The 21,652-nt window shown below is 73.9% G+C and carries 20 protein-coding genes and 1 tRNA gene; 16 read left to right on the top strand and 5 right to left on the bottom strand.

The features are described 5' to 3' along the window. Positions 1 to 23 precede the first annotated feature (23 nt). Positions 24 to 575 (top strand): TetR/AcrR family transcriptional regulator, encoded by a 552-nt coding sequence (locus ACF09E_RS19325; protein WP_388804718.1) that lies wholly within the window; start codon positions 24 to 26, stop codon positions 573 to 575. Further along, positions 572 to 2,116, top strand: coding sequence for an MFS transporter (locus ACF09E_RS19320; protein ID WP_361850072.1), 1,545 nt, complete (start codon positions 572 to 574; stop codon positions 2,114 to 2,116). The genes ACF09E_RS19325 and ACF09E_RS19320 overlap by 4 nt, the downstream gene beginning before the upstream one ends. Positions 2,117 to 2,188: 72 nt before the next feature. Here the strand turns inward: ACF09E_RS19320 and ACF09E_RS19315 are convergent, their stop codons facing one another. After that, positions 2,189 to 2,860 carry a lysophospholipid acyltransferase family protein gene (locus ACF09E_RS19315; RefSeq protein ID WP_361858698.1) on the bottom strand — a complete coding sequence of 224 codons (672 nt, stop codon included), beginning with the start codon at positions 2,858 to 2,860 and terminating at the stop codon, positions 2,189 to 2,191. 220 nt (positions 2,861 to 3,080) lie between these two features. On the opposite strand from ACF09E_RS19315, the gene ACF09E_RS19310 reads away from it, so the two are divergent. From ACF09E_RS19310 to ACF09E_RS19300, 3 genes are all read left to right on the top strand, one after another. After that, positions 3,081 to 4,265 carry a glycerophosphodiester phosphodiesterase gene (locus tag ACF09E_RS19310; RefSeq protein WP_392206244.1) on the top strand — a complete coding sequence of 395 codons (1,185 nt, stop codon included), beginning with the start codon at positions 3,081 to 3,083 and terminating at the stop codon, positions 4,263 to 4,265. A 109-nt stretch (positions 4,266 to 4,374) separates the two neighbouring features. Then, entirely contained in the window at positions 4,375 to 5,028 is a 654-nt protein-coding gene (locus ACF09E_RS19305; protein WP_392206243.1) for a sigma-70 family RNA polymerase sigma factor, read from the top strand. 36 nt (positions 5,029 to 5,064) lie between these two features. Continuing rightward, positions 5,065 to 5,568 carry a GNAT family N-acetyltransferase gene (locus ACF09E_RS19300; protein WP_392206242.1) on the top strand — a complete coding sequence of 168 codons (504 nt, stop codon included), beginning with the start codon at positions 5,065 to 5,067 and terminating at the stop codon, positions 5,566 to 5,568. A 1-nt stretch (position 5,569) separates the two neighbouring features. On the opposite strand, the gene ACF09E_RS19295 is transcribed toward ACF09E_RS19300, so the two are convergent. Further along, positions 5,570 to 6,004, bottom strand: a complete 435-nt coding sequence (locus tag ACF09E_RS19295) for a hypothetical protein (protein ID WP_392206241.1) — start codon at positions 6,002 to 6,004, stop codon at positions 5,570 to 5,572. Positions 6,005 to 6,006: 2 nt separating this feature from the next. Further along, positions 6,007 to 6,369 carry a hypothetical protein gene (locus ACF09E_RS19290; RefSeq protein ID WP_209493878.1) on the bottom strand — a complete coding sequence of 121 codons (363 nt, stop codon included), beginning with the start codon at positions 6,367 to 6,369 and terminating at the stop codon, positions 6,007 to 6,009. A gap of 574 nt (positions 6,370 to 6,943) precedes the next feature. Here ACF09E_RS19290 and ACF09E_RS19285 point away from each other — a divergent pair. The 8 genes from ACF09E_RS19285 (at position 6,944) to ACF09E_RS19250 (ending at position 18,130) form a co-directional block, all read left to right on the top strand. Continuing rightward, the gene (locus ACF09E_RS19285) at positions 6,944 to 8,011 is read left to right on the top strand and encodes a methionine ABC transporter ATP-binding protein (protein ID WP_392206240.1); all 1,068 of its coding nucleotides are present in this window, start codon (positions 6,944 to 6,946) and stop codon (positions 8,009 to 8,011) included. Next, complete coding sequence (locus ACF09E_RS19280; RefSeq protein ID WP_392206239.1) at positions 8,008 to 8,676, top strand: methionine ABC transporter permease; 669 nt, start codon at positions 8,008 to 8,010, stop codon at positions 8,674 to 8,676. Before ACF09E_RS19285 ends, ACF09E_RS19280 begins: the two co-directional genes overlap by 4 nt. Positions 8,677 to 8,771: 95 nt before the next feature. Next, positions 8,772 to 9,626 carry a MetQ/NlpA family ABC transporter substrate-binding protein gene (locus tag ACF09E_RS19275; protein WP_392206238.1) on the top strand — a complete coding sequence of 285 codons (855 nt, stop codon included), beginning with the start codon at positions 8,772 to 8,774 and terminating at the stop codon, positions 9,624 to 9,626. A 196-nt stretch (positions 9,627 to 9,822) separates the two neighbouring features. Beyond that, positions 9,823 to 10,458: a GNAT family N-acetyltransferase gene (locus ACF09E_RS19270; RefSeq protein ID WP_392206237.1), complete on the top strand. Its 636-nt coding sequence runs from the start codon at positions 9,823 to 9,825 to the stop codon at positions 10,456 to 10,458. A 67-nt stretch (positions 10,459 to 10,525) separates the two neighbouring features. Then, on the top strand, positions 10,526 to 11,752 hold the full coding sequence (cbiE, locus tag ACF09E_RS19265; protein WP_392206236.1) for a precorrin-6y C5,15-methyltransferase (decarboxylating) subunit CbiE: 1,227 nt from the start codon (positions 10,526 to 10,528) through the stop codon (positions 11,750 to 11,752). Positions 11,753 to 12,116: 364 nt separating this feature from the next. After that, entirely contained in the window at positions 12,117 to 15,677 is a 3,561-nt protein-coding gene (gene cobT, locus ACF09E_RS19260) for a nicotinate-nucleotide--dimethylbenzimidazole phosphoribosyltransferase (RefSeq protein WP_392206235.1), read from the top strand. Between the two features lie 306 nt (positions 15,678 to 15,983). Beyond that, on the top strand, positions 15,984 to 17,237 hold the full coding sequence (cobA, locus tag ACF09E_RS19255; RefSeq protein ID WP_392206234.1) for a uroporphyrinogen-III C-methyltransferase: 1,254 nt from the start codon (positions 15,984 to 15,986) through the stop codon (positions 17,235 to 17,237). 74 nt (positions 17,238 to 17,311) lie between these two features. Beyond that, entirely contained in the window at positions 17,312 to 18,130 is an 819-nt protein-coding gene (locus ACF09E_RS19250; protein ID WP_392206233.1) for a TrmH family RNA methyltransferase, read from the top strand. Positions 18,131 to 18,163: 33 nt separating this feature from the next. Here ACF09E_RS19250 and ACF09E_RS19245 read toward each other — a convergent pair whose 3' ends face one another. Beyond that, positions 18,164 to 19,354 (bottom strand): serine/threonine-protein kinase, encoded by a 1,191-nt coding sequence (locus ACF09E_RS19245; RefSeq protein WP_388806501.1) that lies wholly within the window; start codon positions 19,352 to 19,354, stop codon positions 18,164 to 18,166. Positions 19,355 to 19,865: 511 nt separating this feature from the next. On the opposite strand from ACF09E_RS19245, the gene ACF09E_RS19240 reads away from it, so the two are divergent. The 3 genes from ACF09E_RS19240 to ACF09E_RS19230 all read left to right on the top strand — a co-directional run bounded on the left by ACF09E_RS19240 (position 19,866) and on the right by ACF09E_RS19230 (position 21,482). After that, positions 19,866 to 20,033, top strand: a complete 168-nt coding sequence (locus ACF09E_RS19240) for a hypothetical protein (RefSeq protein WP_198955955.1) — start codon at positions 19,866 to 19,868, stop codon at positions 20,031 to 20,033. A 149-nt stretch (positions 20,034 to 20,182) separates the two neighbouring features. Continuing rightward, entirely contained in the window at positions 20,183 to 21,148 is a 966-nt protein-coding gene (locus ACF09E_RS19235; protein ID WP_392206232.1) for an aminoglycoside phosphotransferase family protein, read from the top strand. Between the two features lie 46 nt (positions 21,149 to 21,194). Continuing rightward, the gene (locus ACF09E_RS19230; RefSeq protein WP_361846525.1) at positions 21,195 to 21,482 is read left to right on the top strand and encodes a zf-TFIIB domain-containing protein; all 288 of its coding nucleotides are present in this window, start codon (positions 21,195 to 21,197) and stop codon (positions 21,480 to 21,482) included. Between the two features lie 94 nt (positions 21,483 to 21,576). Here ACF09E_RS19230 and ACF09E_RS19225 read toward each other — a convergent pair. Then, positions 21,577 to 21,651 (bottom strand) — tRNA-Val (locus tag ACF09E_RS19225). Position 21,652: the final 1 nt, after the last annotated feature.

Raw genomic sequence — 21,652 nt, 5'->3', positions numbered from 1 at the left:
CTCATCGGGTGTATGGTCGTCTCATGTCAGTCGATCGCACCCAGGTGCTCCACGCAGCCGCGGCCCTGCTCTCCCGCAAGGCGACCGCCACGATGGACGAGGTCGCCCGGTCCGCCGGGATCGGCCGGGCCACGCTGCACCGGCACTTCGCCGGCCGGGACGCGCTCGTGCGGGCGCTCGAGGAGCACGGGCTGCAGGAGATCGAGGCCGCGCTCGAACGGGCCGAGCCCGAGGCGGGGTCCGCCGACGAGGCGGTGCGCCGGATCGTGGCCGAGGTCGAGCACCTCGCCCCGCTGCTGTCGTTCCTCGTCACCGAGAACCAGCTCTTCGAGGGCGACCAGCAGAACGAGGGCTGGGCCCGCATCGACGCCCGCGTCTCGGCGCTCTTCCGGCGCGGCCAGGAGGACGGCGTCTTCCGGATCGACCTGACCCCCGCCTGGCTCACCGAGGCCTTCTACGGGCTCATCGGTTCCGGCGCCTGGGCCGTACAGGACGGCCGGGTCGCCGCCAAGGACTTCCAGTACATGATCGTCGAGCTGCTGCTCGGCGGAGCGCGCAGGAGCGTGGAGAAGTGACCACCAGCACCCTCAACACCACGGGCCATACCGAGGGCGTGCGCCGCCCCGGCCGGTGGCTCGCCCTCTCCGTCCTCGTCCTGGCCGTCCTGCTCGTGGCGGTCGACGCCACGGTGCTGGGCCTCGCCACCCCCTTCCTCTCCGAGGACCTGAAGCCGTCGGGCACCCAGCTCCTCTGGATCGGCGACGTCTACTCCTTCGTCATCGCCGGACTCCTGGTCTCCATGGGCAGCCTCGGCGACCGCATCGGCCGCAAGAAGCTGCTCCTGATCGGCGCCACCGCCTTCGGCGCCGTCTCCGTGCTGAACGCCTACGCGACCAGCCCCGAGATGATGATCGTGGCGCGCGCCCTGCTCGGCGTCGCCGGCGCGACCCTGATGCCGTCCACGCTCGCGCTCATCCGGAACCTCTTCCACGACCCGCGCGAGCGCAGTCTCGCCATCGGCATCTGGGGTGCCATGGCGTCGGCGGGCGCCGCCGTCGGACCGGTCGTCGGAGGCTTCCTCCTGGAGCACTTCTGGTGGGGCTCGGTCTTCCTGATCAACCTGCCCGTGATGGCGGTCCTGGTCTTCGTCGGCATCAAGCTGATCCCGGAGTCCAGGAACCCGAACCCGGGTCCCTGGGACCTGCCGAGCGTCGGACTCTCCCTGGTCGGCCTGATCGGGATCGTATACGCGATCAAGGAACTCGCCTCGCACGGCCTCTCCGCCGACGCGGGCCTCGCCGCCCTCCTCGGGGCCGGCGCCCTGACCTGGTTCGTCCGCCGGCAGCTGACCCTGCCCGCGCCGCTCCTGGACATGCGGCTCTTCCGCCACCGCGGCTTCTCGGGCGCGGTGCTCGCCGACCTGCTGACCATCCTCGGCCTCTCCGGCCTGGTCTTCTTCCTGTCCCAGTTCTTCCAGCTGGTGCAGGGCAGGCAGCCGCTGGAGGCCGGACTCGCCGAACTCCCGGCGGCGGTCGGCGCGGTCACGGCCGGTCTGATCGCGGGTGTCGTCGCCCGGCGCTTCTCCGTGCGGTCCGTGGTCGCCGGCGGTCTAGCGGCGGTCGGCCTCTCCCTGGCCGTCCTGACGACGCTCGACCAGCACACCGGCTACCCGCTGCTGGGCGCCGCGCTCCTCGTGGTCGGTGTGGGCGCCGGGTTCGCCTTCACCGTCACCGCGGACGTGATCCTCTCCAGCGTCCCGAAGGACCAGGCCGGCTCGGCCTCCGCGGTCTCCGAGACCGCCTACGAACTGGGCGCCGCGCTCGGCATCGCCGTCCTCGGGTCGATCGTGACCGGCGTCTACCGGGGCTTCGCCACCCCGGCCGACGTCCCCTCCGATGTCGCGTCCGCCGCCCACGAGTCCCTCGGCGGCGCGGTCGAGGCCTCCGGCGCCCTCGCCCCGGACACGGCGACCGCGCTGGTGTCCGCCGCCCAGGAGGCCTTCGTCGACGGTCTGCGGATCGCGGCCGGCGTCGGCGCCGCGGTCCTCCTCGCGACGGCGGTCGCGGCCTGGTTCCTGCTCAGGGGCCAGAAGCTGGAGGACGGCGTCGAGCACTGACGCTCCCGCACAGGGGCGTGCCCCGTACAGCCGGGCTGTACGGGGCACGCCCCTGCCGTCACGGTCGCGGCGTCACGCCGCCTTCGCCTTGGTGGCGTACATGTCCACGTACTCCTGGCCCGAGAGCCGCATGACCTCGGCCATCACCGAGTCGGTCACGGCCCTCAGCACGTAGCGGTCGCGGTCCATCCCGTCGTAGCGGGAGAACTCCATCGCCTCGCCGAAGCGGACCGTCACCCGGCCCGGACGCGGGAAGCCCGCGCCGCCCGGCTGGATCTTGTCGGTGCCGATCATGGCGAAGGGGATCACCGGGGCGCCCGTCATCAGCGTCAGCCGCGCGATGCCCGTACGGCCGCGGTACAGCCGGCCGTCGGGGGAGCGGGTGCCCTCCGGGTAGATCGAGAAGATCTTGCCCTCCTCCAGCACCCGGCGGCCGGTCATCAGGGCCGCCACGCCGCCGCGGCCGCCGTCCCGGTCCACCGGGATCATGCCCACGCTGGTGAAGAACCAGGCCATCGCGCGGCCCTTGAGGCCCTTGCCCGTCACGTACTCGTCCTTGCCGATGAAGAAGACCGGACGGTCCAGGCAGATCGGCATGATCATCGAGTCGATGAAGGTCAGGTGGTTGCCCGCGAGGATGACGGGACCGGTCCCCGGGATGTTCTCGGCGCCCTCCACGCGGGGGCGGAACATCAGGCGCATGACCGGCCCGAGCACTGCCTTGATGATCGCGAGACGGGACAACGGTTCCTCCGGTGGGATGCGGGTCAGTCGAGCTGACGGTGCAGCTGGCGACGATACTCGCGGGTCACGTCCGTGCGCACATCGGGTTCACCGACCGGATACGCAGTGTTGACGTGTGTTTCCGCCATGTTCGGCGTAGGTCTGCCGCGCGGTGGGCCCCGGTGCCTAGCGTCGGGGGCACCCGTCGACAGGTGCGGGACATGACACAGGAGGACACCACATGACCCAGGGCGAACGCCGGATCCCGGCCCGGCGCACGGTTCTCGGAGCGGCGGGCGCCACGGTCCTCGGCGCCTCCACGGCCCTCACCGGCGGCGGCGCGGCGCAGGCGGCGCCGGACACCGCCGGGGCCGCGTCCGCCGCGGCGGGCCGGGACCGCGGCTACCGCTCCCTCCCCGTCCCCACCGTCATCGCCCACCGCGGCGCCAGCGGCTACCGGCCCGAGCACACCCTGGGCTCCTACCGGCACGCCCTGGACCTCGGCGCCCATGTGATCGAGCAGGACCTCGTCCCCACCAGGGACGGCCACCTGGTCTGCCGCCACGAGAACGACATCACCGGCACCACCGACGTCGCCGACCACCCGGAGTTCGCGTCCCGCAGGACCACCAAGAGCGTCGACGGCGTCACCCTCACCGGCTGGTTCACCGAGGACTTCACGCTCGCCGAGCTGAAGACCCTCCGGGCCAAGGAGCGCATCCCGGCCGTCCGCCAGGAGAACACCCTGTACGACGGCCGCTGGACGATCCCCACCTTCGAGGAGGTGCTGCGCTGGGCCGAGGAGGAGGGCCGCCGCCGGGGCCGCCGCATCTGGCTGCACGTCGAGACCAAGCACCCCACCTACTTCCGCTCCCTCGGCCTCGGCCTCGAAGAGCGCCTCGCCCGGCTGCTGCGCCGGTACGGCCGCGACCGCGCCGACTCCCCGGTCTTCCTCCAGTCCTTCGAGCCGACCAGCGTCCGGCGGCTCGCCGAGCTGGTCGACCCGCCCGGTGTCGTCCTGCTCTCCGGCCCCACGAGCCGCCCCTGGGACTTCGTCGAGGCGGGGGACCCGCGCACCGTCGCCGACCTGGTCACCCCCGAGGGCCTGCGCTGGATCGCCTCGTACGCCAAGGGCATCGGCCCCTCGCTCGACCTGGTGATCCCCAAGGACGCGAGCGGCCGCCTCGGAGACCCGACCACCCTGGTCCGCGACGCGCACCGGGCCGGTCTGATCCTCCACCCGTACACCCACCGCAATGAGAACTCCTTCCTCCCCGTGGAGTTCCGCAGGGGAACGGACCCGGCGGCCTACGGGGACTCCTTCGGGGCGCTGCGGCGTTACCTGGCCACGGGGATCGACGGCATCTTCTCCGACAACCCGGACACGGCCCTGCTGGGCGCGGCGGACCTCACCGGCCGCGACTGAGCGGCGCGAGCGGTGTGCGGGTCCGCCGACCGGGCCCGCACACCGCCCTCCCGGGTGGTTTGGCGGCCGAAGCGCAACCAAGCCCGCGTGCCCCGGCATGGTCCGGTGCATGACCATCCCCGTGACCACTCCCGCACCCACCCGGACCGGCCTCCCGACCCCCGCCCGGGACTCGACCCCCGCCCGGGACTCCGCCGCCCGGGGCTCGGATCCTTCCGCGGACCCGGACACCGCCCCCGGGCTCCTCGCCGCTCTCGCCCCGCTGCTCGCCGCCGAGTCGGACGCCGAGGCGCCGGCCGCCGGCATCGAGGCCGGCGACCTGGAGCAGGCCGTCTGGCTCCGCCTCCTGGAGCAGCTCCGCGACACCGGAACCGCCCCCGAGCGTCCCGCCGAATGGCTGCGCCGCGCCGTCCGGGCCGAGGCCCGCCGCGCCCGCAGGACCGGCGACCGCGAACGCCCCTACCGCGACGAACCCGGCCGTGAACCCGGCGCCGCGGAGCCCGAGGGGTCCCCCGAGCACGCGCTGATGGCCGCCGAGGGCCGCCGCTCGCTGCGGGACGCCGTCACCCGGACCCCCGGCCGCTGCCCCCGGGTGCTGGCCGCGATGCTCGATCCCGAGGACCCCACGTACCGCGAAATCGCAGGAGAGTTGGGTATCTCACAGGGCAGTCTGGGGCCGATGCGTTCCCGTTGCCTGGGATGCCTGCGCAGAATGCTGGCTGCAGAGGTTCCCGCCCCCGGCCGAAGGGGAAGGGTGCGGTAGACCGGTGATCGGCAGATGAGCGGGAGGCGTGCACACATGGGCCTGAGTGTGACCATCTCAGCGGCGGACGCGGCGGACGCGGAGCACATCCTGAAGCTGCAGTACCTCTGCTACCAGAGCGAGGCGGAGCTCTACGGGGACTGGTCCATCGAACCGCTCACCCAGTCGCTCGACGGCCTGCGTGCCGAACTGGCCGAGGGCTACGGGCTGGTGGCCCGGCTCGGCGACGAGGTCGTCGCCTCCGTGCGGGCCAGGATCGACGAGGACGGCACCGTACGGATCGCCAAGCTCATCGTGCACCCCCGCATGCAGCGGCACGGTCTCGGCGGCCGCCTCCTCGACGGCATCGAGCGCCACTTCGCCGGGACGGACCGGGCGGCCCTCCGCGAGACCCCGTCGCCCAAGCGCTTCCAGCTCTTCACCGGCCACCGCAGCGAGGGCAATCTGCGCCTCTACCGCAGCAGGGGCTACGCGCAGGTCGCCACCCGGGAGCTCGGCCCGAAGCTCACCCTGGTGACCCTGGAGAAGACGGCGGCCTGACTCAGCCGGCCGTCGCGGCGCGCGACCGGCGCAGCCACCAGATGCCGCTCAGCGGCAGCAGGACCGGGATGAACAGGTAGCCGTAGCCGTAGTCCGACCAGACCGTCGCGTCCGGGAAGGCGGACGGCTCGACCAGCGTCCAGGTCCCGACGACCAGTACGCCCGCGAGCTCGGCGGCGCAGCACACCAGCGCCGCCCTGCGGGCCCTCTCGCCGCCCCGTACCAGCGTGTACGTGATGAAGGCGTAGACGACCGCGGCCACCGCCGACAGCGTGTACGCGAGCGGCGCCCGGTCGAACTCGGTGGCGATCTGGTAGATCGAGCGCGAGACCGCGCCGACCGACATGACCCCGTAGAGCCACACCAGCAGGATGCCGGGGCCGGAGACGAGACGCGCCCGCGCGCCCCCCGCCGCCTTCCGCTGCGTCTCGGTCATGGTCAGCCCACCGTCCAGATGTCGTAGAGACGCACTTCCAGCACGGCCAGGACGACCGCGCCCGCGGCCACCGTGGCCGAACCCCACCGGCTGCGCTCCGCCAGCGACATGAAGCCGGCGATGGGCACCGCGCACAGCGCCCCGAGCAGGTAGGCGACGAAGATCGTCGCGCCCTCCTCGGCCTTCTCGCCGCGCGCCAGCTGCACGATCCCGACGACCAGCTGGACCAGGACGAGGAACGTCACCACGGCCATGCCGATGAAGTGCCAGTCCTTGGTCGACTGGTCGCGGAAGGCGGCGAAGCCGCACCAGGCGGCGAGGGCGAGCGCGGCCACGGAGACCGCGACCGTCAGGGCGTCAAGCATGCGCCCGAGGGTATTACGGTGCGCGCCCCTCCCCGCGCCCGGCCCCCGAGCCGCCGCCGCGCACCCCGCGCCGACCGTGGCCTTGGCCACAACGGGGCGCCCGCGAGGACTCTGGCGCACCCCGCGCGCACGCCGCCGGAGGACGCCCGTCCCCGCTGGCCACACGGGGAGAACGGGCGGAACGAGCGCCTCCGCGGTGTCCGCATGGCGTCTCAATGGCGTCCGCTATTCGGACAGCCCCCTTTCGTTCGCACCTGCGCATGCTTTACTTGCAGACATGACCACGACGAGCAGCCGCACCCTTGCGACCGAGGCGACCATGACGCCCGGTGCTCGTTGTATGTGTCGAATGTGCGCCATCTGAGGGCCCCCGCCCGCGTCCCGCGCCCCGAAGCGGGACCGACGGCCGTGCCGTGCCACCCGCCTCGCGGCGGTGGACCGCGCCCGCCCCGCGCACCCGCCGACCCCCCGGCCACCCGCCGGAACCGGCCCCCGTGCGCCTGACTGTCCTAAGACGAATGCCCCGTGCACGACGGACCCCGCGTCGCGCACTCGACAGTGACGGAAACCCCCTGTGATCACCACTTCGGGCCTGACCAAGGTCTACGAGTCGCGCGGCCGCCAGGTCACCGCTCTGGACGGTGTCGACCTCCACGTCCGCGAGGGCGAGGTGTTCGGCGTGATCGGCCAGAGCGGCGCCGGCAAGTCCTCGCTCATCCGCTGCGTGAACCTCCTGGAGCGCCCCACCTCCGGCACCGTGACCGTCGACGGCGTGGACCTCACCGCCCTCGCGGGCAGGGGCCGCCGCGCGGGCAGGGACCTGCGCCGGGCGCGCAGCAGCATCGGCATGGTCTTCCAGCACTTCAACCTGCTGTCCTCCCGCACGGTGAAGGACAACGTCGAGCTCCCCCTGGAGATCCTCGGCGTCTCCGGAGCCGAGCGCTCCCGCCGCGCCCTGGAACTCCTCGACCTGGTCGGCCTCGCCGACAAGGCCAAGGCCTACCCGGGCCAGCTCTCCGGCGGCCAGAAGCAGCGCGTCGGCATCGCCCGCGCCCTCGCCGGCGAGCCCAAGGTCCTCCTCTCCGACGAGGCCACGAGCGCCCTCGACCCGGAGACCACCCGCTCCATCCTCCAGCTGCTGCGCGACCTCAACCGGCAGCTCGGCCTGACCGTCCTCCTCATCACGCACGAGATGGACGTCGTGAAGACGATCTGCGACTCGGCCGCGCTGATGCAGAAGGGGCGGATCGTCGAGTCCGGCACCGTGAGCGAGCTGCTCGCGACGCCCGGCTCCCAGCTGGCCGCCGAGCTCTTCCCGGTGAGCGGCGCCCACACCGGCCCCGACCGCACGGTCGTCGACGTCACCTTCCACGGCGACGCCGCGAACCAGCCGGTGATCTCGCAGCTCTCCCGCACGTACAACATCGACATCTCGATCCTCGGGGCGGCGATGGACACCGTCGGCGGCAGGCAGATCGGCCGGATGCGGATCGAACTCCCCGGCCGGTACGAGGAGAACGTCGTCCCCGTCGGCTTCCTGCGCGAGCAGGGCCTCCAGGTCGAGGTCGTCGAGGAGACGCCCACCGAAGAAACGGTTGTCCAGGACGCGGCGACCCTGCTCGTGAAGGAAGGTGCCAAGTGACCTGGTCCGAGATGCAGCCGCTGCTGGAGCAGGGCACCCTCGACACCCTCTACATGGTCCTGTGGGCCACCGTCGTCACCGTGCTCGGCGGCCTCCCGCTCGGCATCCTCCTCGTCCTCACGGACAAGGGCGGACTGCTGCAGAACCTGCCGGTCAACAAGGTCGTCGGTGCGATCGTGAACATCGGGCGTTCGCTGCCGTTCATCATCCTGCTGATCGCCCTGATCCCCTTCACCACCCTCGTCGTCGGCACCTTCATCGGCCCCACCGCGATGATCGTCCCGCTCGCGATCGGCGCCATCCCCTTCTTCGCGCGCCTCGTCGAGACCTCCATCCGCGAGGTCGACCACGGGCTCGTCGAAGCCGTCCAGGCCATGGGCGGCGGCATCCCCACCATCGTCCGCAAGGTGCTGCTCCCGCAGGCACTGCCGTCGCTGATCTCGGGCGTCACCACCACGGTCATCGTCCTCATCGGCTACTCGGCGATGGCCGGCGCGGTCGGCGGCGAGGGCCTCGGCTCCAAGGCCGTCACCTATGGATACCAGCGCTTCGACACCACGTTCATGCTGGTCACCGTCGTCGTCCTGGTCCTGATCGTGACCGTCGTCCAGCTCATCGGCGACGGAGTCGTACGACTCCTCGCCCGCCGGGGCCGCACCGCGTAACCGCCCCCGGCCACCCCAGACTTCGTCCCCTCGAAGAACACGGCCCGGACTTGTTGTCCAGGCGACCACCGCACCACCGGAAAGAGGCACTCTTCGTGCGTAAGAACATCAAGCTCACCGCCGGTATCGCCACCGCCGCCGCCCTGGCCCTCGGCCTCAGCGCCTGCGGCACCTCCTCGGACCCGTCCTCCTCCAAGGACGCGGCCGGCGCCGCCGACAAGCCGCTCGTCGTCGCCGCGTCCCCGACGCCGCACGCCGACATCCTCAACTACGTCAAGGACCACCTGGCCGAGAAGGCCGGCCTGAAGCTGGAGGTGAGGGAGTTCACGGACTACGTCCTGCCGAACACCGCCACCGAGACCGGCCAGGTCGACGCCAACTTCTTCCAGCACAAGCCGTACCTCGACGACTTCAACAAGAAGAACGACACCCACATCGTCCCGGTGGTCGACGTCCACCTGGAGCCGCTGGGCCTCTACTCCAAGAACCTCACGTCGGTGAAGGACATCAAGGCCGGCCAGACCGTCGCGGTCCCCAACGACACCACCAACGGCGGCCGCGCGCTCCAGCTGCTCGCCGAGAACGGCCTGATCACCCTCAAGCCCGGTGTCGGCACCAACGCCAAGATCTCCGACATCACCGACAAGAAGGGCCTGGAGTTCAAGGAGCTGGAGGCCGCCACCGTGCCCCGCGCCCTGAACGACGTGGACGCCGCCGTCATCAACGGCAACTACGCCATCGAGGCCAAGCTCTCCCCGGCCAAGGACGCCCTCGTCCTGGAGAAGGCGGACGGCAACCCGTACGCCAACTTCCTCGCCGTCAAGGAGGGCAACGAGAAGGACGCCCGCGTGCAGAAGCTCGCCAAGCTCCTCAACTCGCCCGAGGTGAAGAAGTACATCGAGGACACCTACAAGGGCTCGGTCATCCCGGCCTTCGGCGCCGCCCAGTAGACTCCGGCGCCCGAGGGGCCGTCAGAACGGCTCCCCCGTACAGTCCTTGAGCAGAAGGCCCCCGCACCCCGTCCGGTGCGCGGGGCCTTCGCCACACCCCCCACCCGACACCGACCCGGCCATGCGCACCGGCGGCCGCATGCTGCATGCTGTGCGTTCACGGTCGATTCGGACGGTCCACGGCATGGAGCTGCGCATGACTACCACCTTTCCGGACATCTCCATCAACACGGACCGGTTGGTGCTGCGCGCGCTGGAGGAGGCGGACGCCCCCGCCCTCGCCGAGATGATGAACGACGAACTCGTCGGCGCCTGGACCGCGGTGCCCCAGCCCTACACCGAGGCCGCCGCCCGGCACTGGATCACCGAGTACGCCCCCTCCGAACGCGCCGCGGGCCGGGGCATCGACCTCGCCGTCACCGAGTTCCTCACCCAGCGCCTGGTCGGCATCGTCCAGCTGGCCAAGACGGACTGGAAGGTCCGCTCCACCGAGATCTCCTACATCGTCGCCCCCTGGGCCCGCGGCGAGGGATACGCCTCCGAAGCCGCCCTCGCCACCGCCCAGTGGCTGTTCGGCGACCAGAGGTTCGAGCGCATCGAGCTGCGCACCGCCGCCGACAACACCGCCTCCCAGCAGGTCGCCCAGAAGATCGGCTGCATCAGCGAGGGCGTCCTGCGCAACGCGTGCATAGCCCGCACCCGCACCGAGGACGGCGGCTGGACCGAACTGCGCACCGACTACATCGTCTGGGGCCTCCTCCCGGAGGACCTCGACGGCGTCGCCGACCAGATGGCCGAGGCCGGATACTCCTCGTACACCGACTGGAGCTGACTCCCGCGACCCCACCCGGGGTACGCTCGGCACGCCCCCGACCTGCGACGACACCAGGAGACGACGAATGGCCGACCGCGTCACGGTGATCGGCTGGGACGGTTCGCCCCTCACCGAGGCGGCCCGGTCCGCGCTCTCCGCCGCCACCCTGGTGGCAGGGGCGGCCCACCACCTGGCGCTGCCCGAGATCCCGCCCGGCGCCGAGCGCATCCGCCTCGGCAGCGTCGACCTCGCCGCCCGCCGCATCGCCGGCCACCGGGGCACCGCCGTCGTCCTGGCCGACGGCGACCCCGGCTTCTTCGGCGTCGTCCGCACCCTGCGGGCCCCCGAGCACGGCCTGGAGGTCGAGGTCGTCCCCGCCGTCTCCTCCGTCGCCGCCGCCTTCGCCCGCGCCGGGATGCCCTGGGAGGACGCCCGCGTCGTCGTCGCCCACCAGCGCACCCTGCGGCGCGCCGTCAACGTCTGCCGCGCCCACCCCAAGGTCGCCGTCCTCACCTCGCCCGGCGCCGGACCCGCCGAACTGGCCCTGCTGCTCGACGGCGTGCACCGCACCTTCGTCGTCTGCGAGGAGCTCGGCACCTCCCGCGAACAGGTCTCCGTCCTCACCTCCGACAAGGCCGCCGACCACAGCTGGCGCGACCCGAACGTGGTCCTCGTCATCGGCGGCACCTCGGGCGGAGCCCCCTCCGCCCCCTGGCTGATGGGCCTGGACGCGGCGGCGCCCGCGGTCCGCGGCTGGGGCCTGCCCGCCGAGGAGTACGACTCCGCCGCGGACGACGCACCGGCCCGGGCGGGCGAGGACCCCTCCCTGCGCGCCGCCCAGCTCGCCCGCCTCGGCCCCCGCACCGGCGACCTCGTCTGGGACATCGGCTGCGCGGGAGGCGCCTTCGCCGTCGAGGCCGCCCGCTTCGGCGCCGCCGTCATCGCGGTGGACGTCGACGCGACCGCCTGCGCCCGCACCGAGCAGGCCGCCCGCCGCCACGGGGTACGCCTCCAGACGGTGCGCGGCCGGGCCCCGCACGTCCTGGAGACCCTCCCCGAACCCGACGTCGTCCGCATCGCGGCCGGCGGCGCCGCCCTGGTCACCGCCTGCACCGACCGCCGTCCCGAACGGATCGTCGCCCACGCCTCCACCCGGGACGAGGCCGAGGCGATCGGCGCCGCACTCGCCGACGGCGGCTACACCGTGGAGAGCCTCCTCCTCCAGACCGTCGGACTCGATCCGCACGACTGGTCGGAACGCGAGCGCTCGGTCGTCTTCCTGCTCTCCGGACGCAGGACCGACGCCCCCTGAGCGGCGTCCCGCCGATCACGCCGCTCCCCGGTCCGGCCCGATCGGCGCGACACCCTCCGGGCCGTGCCCCGGTACCCCCCTGGCCCGGTCCGGGCACCCCCCACCCGTGACCGTTCGGCCCGTCTGGCCAGGTAGGCTGGCCGATTGTTGTACCGCATACGGATGTTCGGCGGTACGCGACAAGGGGGGACCGCGCGACGTGGCGCAGTCCACAGCGCACCGTGGCGAATCTCCCTGCCACGAGGGCCCGGGGCCGCGACAATGTGTGGGTGTCCGCGTGTCCTTCGTGCCGCGCGGCGCGCGCGCTCGTTGTTGTCGACGGGCGCAGGTCTGAAGGAGCACACATGATGGGCGAGGGGTACGCATGACGGACACCGGCCAGGTCCCGGGCGAGGGGCTGCCGGAGAACGCAGGCATGGTCGAGCAGCCGGGCATCCCCGCACCGGGCGCGTACACCTTCCTGGACCCCTCCGAGCACACCGCAGAGGACGACGACCTGCTCCTGATGCCGGGTGCCCAGGGCGCCTGGAGCGAGCACCCGCCGGGTGTCGCGCCCGCGCCCCCGGTCGCCGTGCCGCCGCCGGCCGCACCCGTCGTCCCGCACCAGCAGGCCCCCCACCAGGGCGTGCCGGGCGGGCACCCGGCCCCCGCCGAGGCGCCGGCCCCGATCGGCGACCCGCTCACCGATCCGCTGCCCGACCCGCTCACGGCCCCGCTGGACTCCGTCGCCCTCGGCGACGTCCTCACGGCCCCGCAGCAGCACCAGACCCCTCCGCAGGGCACTCCGGCGCACGGCGTTCCGCTGGAGCAGCCGCAGGGCACGCCCGCCCACGGTGTCCCGATGGACCACGCCACCGGCACCCCGGCGCACGGCGTTCCGTTCGACCACGCCACCGGAACCCCCGCGCACGGCGTCCCCGCCCCGCAGGAGCCGGTGCCCACCGACCACGGCTACGAGCCCGGCATCCTCGACACCGGCGCCCACGAGGCGGCGGGCCGCGACTCCGGCTCCGTCGACCTCGGCGGCGTACGCGTGCCCCCGCCGGCCCCCGCCCCGCAGCAGGCCCGCCGCCCGCTGCACATGGGCCCGCCGGTGCCCGAGGCCGGCGGCGTCGTCCTCTCACTGGCCGACCGCGGTCCCGCCGCCGCGCCCGCGCCCGCCCCGCAGCCCGCGCAGGCCCCCGCGCCCGAGCCGCTCGTGGCCACCGGCCCCGCGCCGGTGCCGGTCCGCACCCCGGGCCCGCCGACCGGCGGCCCCGAGTACTTCGAGATCGCCCAGGACCAGCAGCTCGCGCCGCAGGGCGCCGAGCCGTGGGGCGCCCAGCCGGCGCAGCCCGAGGCCCCGGCCGTCCCCGCAGAAACGGTCGTCCCGCAGGACGGACCGTTCGTCCAGGCCGACGGCGCCGTCCCCGCCGCCTCGCACGCGGAGCCGGAGCAGCAGCAGGTCCAGCCCGAGGCGCCGGTCGCCGAAGAGGTCCCGGCCGCCGCTGAGGAGACCGCGCCGGAGGCCCCCGCTGAGGCGCAGGTCCAGGCCACCGTTCCCGCCCCGCGCGAGGGCGAGCCGGCCGCCGAGGTCCCCGCTGCCGCGCCCGCGGAGCCGGAGGAGGTCGAGGCCACGCCCGTGGCTGCGGCCGAGCAGTCCCCGGAGGCCCGCGCCGAGGAGCAGCAGGCGCCCGTCGCGGAGGCGGTCGCCCAGACCCCGGCCGAGGCGGTCGCCGCGTCCGAGACGCAGCCCGCGGAGGAGCAGGTCTCCGAGGAGGCCCCCGTGGAGGCGGTCGCCGACGAGATCCCGTTCGTACCGGAGGAGGCCCCGGAGGATGCCCCCGAGGCCCTCCCCGAGCCGGCCCCGGAGGCCGTCGCGGAGGAGCCCGCCGCCGAGGCCCCGGGCGAGGAGCCGTCGGCGCAGCCGGTGTCCGAGGAGCCCGTCGCGGACGAGCAGCCCGTCGCCCAGGCCGCCCCCGTGGAGGCCGTGGCCGCCGAGGCGCAGCCGGAGACGCTCCCCGAAGCCGAAGCCGAAGCCGAAGCCGAAGCCGAAGCCCTCGCAGCCGCCGGTGACGCCCCGGACGCCCAGGGCGCCCACGACGCCGCCCCGGACGTGGCGCCCCCCGCGGCCGCGGACGCCCCGCAGGCCACGGAGGGCACCCCGGCGGCGGACGACCCGGAGGGCCCGCAGGCCCTGCCGGAGGCGGAGTCGGCCCCCGCCCCCGGCTACGACGACGCCGAGCGCGAGGCCGTCCTCCGCGTGATGCGCGAGCGCCGCGACATCCGCAACGGCTTCCGCTCCGACCCGATCCCGCACGAGGTGCTGCTCCGCGTCCTGGAGGCCGCCCACACGGCCCCCAGCGTCGGTCACTCCCAGCCCTGGGACTTCGTCGTCATCCGCTCCGCCGAGACCCGGCAGTCGATGCACGAGCTGGCCCGGCGACAGCGCGAGGCGTACGCCAAGTCGCTGCCGAAGGCGCGGGCGAAGCAGTTCAAGGAACTGAAGATCGAGGCCATCCTCGACACCCCGGTCAACATCGTCGTGACGGCGGACCCGACCCGCGGCGGCCGGCACACCCTCGGCCGCTACACGCAGCCGCAGATGGCCCCGTACTCCTCGGCTCTCGCCGTCGAGAACCTCTGGCTCGCCGCCCGCGCCGAGGGCCTCGGCGTCGGCTGGGTCAGCTTCTTCGACGAGCGCGAGATGGTCCGCACCCTGGGCCTGCCCGAGCACCTCGAAGTGGTCGCGTACCTCTGCGTGGGATACGTCGACGAGTTCCCTGAGGAGCCCGAGCTGATGCAGGCGGGCTGGTCCAAGCGCCGCCCGCTGGCCTGGGTCGTGCACGAGGAGACGTACGGCCGCCGCGCGCTGCCCGGCGAGGAGCCGCACGACCTGCTCCAGGAGACCGTCGCCAACATCCGCCCGCTGGACGCGAAGGCGCTCGGCGAGGCCTGGGAACGCCAGAAGCGGATGACCAAGCCGGCCGGCGCGCTCGGCATGCTGGAGATCATCGCGGCCCAGCTCTCGGGACTCTCCCGGGTGTGCCCGCCGCCGATCCCGGAGCCGGCCGCCGTCGCGATCTTCGCCGGCGACCACGGCGTCCACGCCCAGGGCGTGACTCCCTGGCCGCAGGAGGTCACCGGCCAGATGGTGGCCAACTTCCTCGGCGGGGGAGCGGTCTGCAACGCCTTCGCCAACCAGGTGGGCGCGGAGGTCTGCGTCATCGACGTGGGCGTGTCGACCGAACTCCCGGCGACCCCCGGCCTGCTGCCCCGCAAGGTCCGCCCCGGCACCGCCGACTTCACCACGGGTCTCGCGATGAGCCGCGAGGAGGTGCTGGCCGCGATCGAGGTGGGCATCGAGACCGCCCGCGACCTCGTGGCGGCCGGCAACAAGGCCCTGCTCACGGGCGAGATGGGCATCGCGAACACCACCGCGTCCGCCGCGCTCATCTCCGTCTACACGGGTGTCGACCCCACCGAGGTCACGGGCCGCGGCACCGGCATCAACGACGAGACGCACGCCCGCAAGGTGGACGTCGTCCGACGCGCCCTCGACCTGCACAAGCCGGACCCGGCGGACCCGATCGGCGTCCTGTCGGCGGTCGGCGGCCTGGAACACGCGGCCCTCGTCGGCCTGATCCTGGGCGCGGCCTCCCTGCGTACCCCGGTGATCCTCGACGGCGTGTCCACCGGCGCGGCGGCCCTGGTGGCCCGCGCGATCGCGCCGGAGTCGCTCGCGGCCTGCATCGCCGGACACCGCAGCGCCGAGCCGGGGCACGTGGCCGCGCTCAACAAGCTGGGCCTGCGCCCCCTGGTCGACCTGGACCTCCGCCTCGGCGAGGGCACGGGCGCGCTGCTCGCCCTCCCGCTGGTGCAGAGCGCGGCCCGCGCGATGCACGAGGTGGCAACGTTCGACTCGGCGGGCGTCACCGAGAAGTAGCACCACCGACGCGGCCCCCACCCCCGTACGGGAGTGGGGGGCCGCGCAGGAACAGGGTTCGGGACGTAAAGCGTGATGTGTGGCGCTTACAGAAGCCGAACTCTCCAGGGCGGTGGGCGCCGTACATCATGCAGTCCCGAACCCCGTTCCGGAGCGGTCCCCACGTCACGCCCCACGGCGGGGAGATCCGTCACAGCGTGACGTGCCCCCGCCACAGATATCGTGGTCACAGGCGCCCCGCCGCCGCCCACCAGCCGCTCCATCGCAGCAGCGGCCAGCATCCGCCCTCCGAGGAGCCGCGCACCCATGGCCGAGCACGCCGATCACACCGCCCAGCCGTCGACGCACCCCGCCTACCCGGTGGGCCTGCGCCTGGCCGGCCGCCGCGTGGTCGTCCTGGGCGGCGGCCAGGTCGCCCAGCGACGCCTCCCCGCCCTGATCGCCGCGGGCGCCGAGATCACCCTGATCTCGCCCTCGGCGACCCCGTCCGTGGACGTGATGGCGGAGACGGGCGAGATCACCTGGATCAAGCGCCGGTACGAGGAGGGCGACCTCGCAGACGCCTGGTACGTCCTGGTCGCGACCACCGACGCCGCCACGAACGCCGCCGCCTCCGCCGAGGCCGAGCGGTCCCGGACCTGGTGCGTGCGCTCCGACGACGCCGAGGCCGCCACCGCCTGGACTCCTGCGACGGGCCGCAGCGAGGGCGTGACCGTCGCGGTGCTCACCGGCCACGACCCGCGCCGCTCCGCCGCCGTGCGCGACGCGATCGTCGAGGGCCTCCGGGACGGCTCGATCGCGGCCCCGCAGCGCCGCGCCCGCACCCCGTTCGTCGCCCTGGTCGGCGGCGGCCCGGGCGACCCGGACCTGATCACGGTCCGGGGCCGCCGTCTGCTGACGGAGGCGGACGTGGTGATCGCGGACCGCCTCGGCCCCCGTGACCTGCTGGACGAGCTGCCCCCGCACGTCGAGGTGATCGACGCGGCGAAGATCCCGTACGGCCGGTTCATGGCGCAGGAGGCCATCAACAACGCGCTGATCGAGCACGCCAAGGCGGGCAGGTCCGTCGTCCGGCTCAAGGGCGGCGACCCGTTCGTCTTCGGCCGGGGGATGGAGGAGGCGCAGGCGCTCGCCGCCGAGGGCATCGCCTGCACGGTGGTGCCGGGCATCTCCAGCTCCATCTCGGTCCCGGGTGCGGCCGGCATTCCGGTGACGCACCGGGGCGTGGCGCACGAGTTCACGGTGGTCAGCGGCCACGTGGCCCCGGAGGACCCGCGCTCCCTGGTGGACTGGGCGTCGCTGGCGAAGCTCACGGGCACCCTGGTGATCCTCATGGGCGTGGACAAGATCGGAAAGATCGCCGAGGCCCTGATCGCGCACGGCAAGGCCCCGGAGACCCCGCTGGCCCTGGTCCAGGAGGGCACGACGGCCGCGCAGCGCCGGGTGGACGCGACGCTGGCGACGGTCGCGGAGACGGTCCGGACCCAGGAGGTCCGCCCGCCGGCGGTCATCGTGATCGGCGACGTCGTCGCGGAGGGACCCGACCGCCTGCTCTCGTAGCACCCGGTCGCGGACGGGCGACGCACAGCGGCAGACACATTGGCACCACACCCCGGACAAGGCAGTATCACCTCGTGGCCGAACTCATCACGATCGACGACCCCGACGACCCGCGCCTGCGGGACTACACCGGTCTGACCGATGTCGAACTCCGCCGCAGGAGGGAACCGGCCGAGGGCCTGTTCATCGCGGAGGGCGAGAAGGTCATCCGCCGGGCCCGGCAGGCCGGGTACGAGATGCGGTCGATGCTGCTCTCCGCGAAGTGGGTCGACGCGATGCGGGACGTCATCGACGAGGTGCCCGCGCCGGTCTACGCGATCCAGCCGGACCTCGCCGAGCGGGTCACCGGCTACCACGTGCACCGGGGCGCCCTGGCCTCCATGCAGCGCAAGCCGCTCCCGGACGCCGCGGAACTGCTCGGCACCGCCCGCCGGGTGGTCGTCATGGAGTCGGTGAACGACCACACCAACATCGGTGCGATCTTCCGCAGCGCGGCGGCACTCGGCATGGACGCCGTGCTGCTGTCGCCGGACTGCGCCGACCCGCTGTACCGCCGCTCGGTGAAGGTGTCGATGGGCGCGGTGTTCTCCGTGCCGTACGCCCGGCTGGACTCCTGGCCGCGGGGTCTGGAGGCGGTCCGCGAGGCGGGCTTCAAACTCCTGGCCCTGACGCCGGCGGAGAAGGCGATGTCGATCGACGAGGCCGCCCCGCACCGGATGGACCGGGTGGCCCTGATGCTGGGCGCGGAGGGCGACGGACTGTCCACGCAGGCCCTGCGGGCGGCGGACGAGTGGGTCCGCATCCCGATGGCCCACGGTGTCGACTCGCTGAACGTGGGCGCCGCGGCGGCGGTCGCCTTCTACGCGGTGGCGACGGGCCGCCCGGAGTCCTGAGGCCCGGTGGGCGGGCCCCCCGGGTGCGGGGGCTCAGCCCTGGAGCGCCTGGGCCGCGGCGATGCCCAGGGCCACCACCAGCGTCACCACCACGAAGACGAAGAGGCGCTGCCGCAGCAGCCGCGGGTTGGCCGGCCGGCGGCCCGTGGACGTCGACCGCGCACCCGGCCGGGTCGCCGGACGGCCCCCGGTCCGGGGACCGGCCGAGGGCCGGGACGCGGGACCGGGCCCCCGCCCGCCGCGCTCCGTGCCGCGGTCCGCGCCGCGCTCCGTGTTCCGCTCGGACCCCCGCTCCGGCCCGCGCCCCGGCACGTCCCGGTCGGTGTACCGCTCCGTCGGCCGCACGGTGTTCCGCTCCTCGGCGCGCTCCCGCTGCACCGGCGGCCGCGCGACCGGCAGGCCCTGCGCCTCGCGCGCCGCGATCTCCTTGAGCCGCATCGACAGCTGGAGGGTGCTGGGCCGGTCCTCGGGATCCTTCGCGAGACAGGCCCGGACGAGGGGCGCCAGCGCGTCCGGCACGCCCTGCAGCTGCGGCTCCTCGTGCACCACCCGGTAGAGCATGACCTCGGAACTGCCGTGCCCGAAGGGCGAGTCGCCCATCGCCGCGTACGCCAGCGTCGCCCCGAGCGAGAACACGTCGGTGGCGGGGGTGACGGCCGCGCCGCGCACCTGCTCGGGGGCGAGGAAGCCGGGGGAGCCGACGGCGGTCCCGACGTGGGTCAGGGTGCTGGCCCCGGTCGCCCAGGCGATGCCGAAGTCGATGATGCGGGGGCCCTTGGGGGAGAGCAGGATGTTCGAGGGCTTGAGGTCGCGGTGCACGACACCGGCCTCGTGGACGGCGACGAGCCCCTCCGACAGCGCGGCCCCGATGGAGGCGACGTCGGCGGCACGCAGCGAGCCCTCCTCGGCGACCCGGTCGTGCAGCGAGGGCCCGGGCACGTACTGGGTGGCGAACCAGGGGCGCTCGGCCTCCAGGTCGGCGGCGACGAGCCGGGCCGTGCAGCCGCCGCGGATCCGTCGGGCGGCCGAGACCTCCCGGGCGAACCGGGACCGGAACTCCTGGTCCTCGGCCAGGTCGGGCCGGATCACCTTGAGCGCCACCCGCTGGCCGCGCCGGTCGGACCCCAGGTACACGACGCCCATCCCGCCGGCCCCCAGCCTGCGGTGGAGCCGGAACGACCCGACGATCCGCGGATCCTCGCGCCGGAGCCGCATCATCGCCATGTCCGTCCCCTCGTCCGTTCGACGTGGCACAGCTTACGTAGTGGCGCCCGCACGCGCTCATAGGCCGCGCCCTCGCGCCCGGATCGATTGTCGGCGGCGAGGGGCGGACACGGCGCGGGCCGCGTCCGCCCCTCGCCCCAACCCCCCGGCGGGGCAATTCAGTTGACGATCTGTCGAAGAAGCCCTCCGGGCCTCCCGGGGAGACGCGCCGGCCCCCTCCGACCAGGGCGTTCGCACGGCGCCCCGGCACGTGATCGAAGTCACGCCCCGGCCGGCCCTCCGGAGGTCTCCGGGGGACGCCTCAGGGATGACCCCGGCTTCCGCACGGCCGTCTCCACCCAGGGGAGTACGCCGTACGGCCGCACGTCATCCTCCGGGAGGCCCGCAAGTCGGTACGCGGGCATGACGTCCGGCCGCCCCCGGATCCCTAGTCTTGAGGTCAAGCGGCGGGTGCAGCACTCGTCCCCCGAGGTCACGCACCCGCCGCGCCAGACACGACAGGAGAGGAACCATGGCCCTCACGGCATCGCGGACGAGCACCCAGCCTTCGAGCCGGCGTCACCCGCTGGTCGCCACCGCCATGGTCCTCCCTCTCGCGGCCCTGCTCGTGGTCGTCTTCGGCGGCTGGGAGGCAGTGGTCACACAGGCGTCGTCCGTGGGCGTGATGCTGGGGCGCTGACCAGCGCCCCGGACCCGGGAGAGCGGCCCGGGTCGGGACATCCGGCCATCAGCCCCGTGGGGACGGGGGTGCGGCGGACGGCAGCGTGGGGCCGGTCAGCTGGGGAGCTGACCGGCCCTCGCGCGTTCCCGCCCCGTACGCTCACCCCCGTGGACCTCCCCGACCGGCCCCTCTCCGACGCCCTCGCCGCGTACGCGCACACCGCCGTCCACCCGCCGGGCGCGCCCTGCCGCTGCGCGAGCGGACGCGTCCGGGTGCTGGCCGACCGGGACGACGGAACGGTGGTCCGGCACGGGCACCTCGTCGCCAAGGCCCATGCCCCGGGAACCGACCCCGCGGAGCACCGCACGCGGATCGCGCTCGCCGCCCGTCCGGACCTCCGCGGGATCCTCCTCCCACCCCTCCCGGGCCCCGGGCACGGCGAACTCCACGGCCGGCCGGTCAGCCTGTGGCCGTACGGCGCGCCCGTCGACCCGGCCGACCCCGACGCCGCTCCCTGGGAGGAGGCGGCCGCCCTGCTCGCCGTGCTGCACCGCACGCCGCCGCCCGTGGACCCGGCGGCGGGCCCGCTCCCCGCCATGCGGGCGCCCGTGAAGGCCGCCCTCGCCGTCGACCGGATGCGCCGGACCGCACCGGACCATCCGGCCGCCGCGACCGTCCTGGCCGCCTGGCGGTCGGTCCCGGACCGCGCCCCGGCGGACGGTCCGCGCCTCCTCTGCCACGGGGACTTCCACCTGGGCCAGCTGGTCCGCGGCGGGGGAGCCCCGGACGCGGGCCCCTGGCTGCTCATCGACGTGGACGACGCCGGTCTCGGCGACCCCGCCTGGGATCTCGCCCGGCCCGCCGCCTGGTTCGCCGCCGGCATCCTGCCCCCGGAGGTCTGGTCCCGCTTCCTCGGCGCGTACCGGGCGGCGGGCGGCCCCGCGGTGGGCGCCGACCCCTGGGCCGAACTCGACGTGCCCGCCCGCGCCCTGACGGTGCAGACGGCCGCGCTCGCCGTCGCGAAGTCGACGGCGGAGGGCCGGCCGCTGGACGAGGTCGAGGACGTGATGATCGACACCTGCGCCCGTATCGCCGGGCATCGAACCGACTCGGCCGCGGTGGCGTCCACGTAGGGTGAGGCCACCATTCGAACGGCGAAGTCAGGGAGTTGAGCCGACCATGCAGTGTCCCAAGTGTCACGCGGCCATGCACACGTACAACCGCAACGGCGTCCAGATCGAGCAGTGCAGCGGCTGCCGCGGCATATTCCTGGACTACGGCGAGCTGGAGGCCCTGACCCGCCTGGAGTCCCAGTGGGTCCAGCAGGCCCCGCCCGCGCCGCCGGCCCCGCAGGCCTACCCGGCCGCGCAGCCCGCCGCTCCCGCCTGGGGCGCCCCGCACCACGGCGGCCACCACGGGGGTCACTACCGGCAGCGCGGTTTCGGCCGGATGCTCTTCTCCTCCTGACCGGGTGACGCGGTGCACCGGACCTCCCGGTGCACTCCTCCCGCCCCGCGCACGAAGAAGCCCCCGACCGCGATGCGGCCGGGGGCTTCCTGGATGGTGCGCGATACTGGGATTGAACCAGTGACCTCTTCCGTGTCAGGGAAGCGCTCTCCCGCTGAGCTAATCGCGCT

Origin of the sequence: Streptomyces sp. NPDC014891 (assembly GCF_043081085.1) — a bacterium.
Taxonomy (GTDB): Bacteria; Actinomycetota; Actinomycetes; order Streptomycetales; family Streptomycetaceae; genus Streptomyces.
This window is presented reverse-complemented; position numbering and strand designations above follow the sequence as displayed.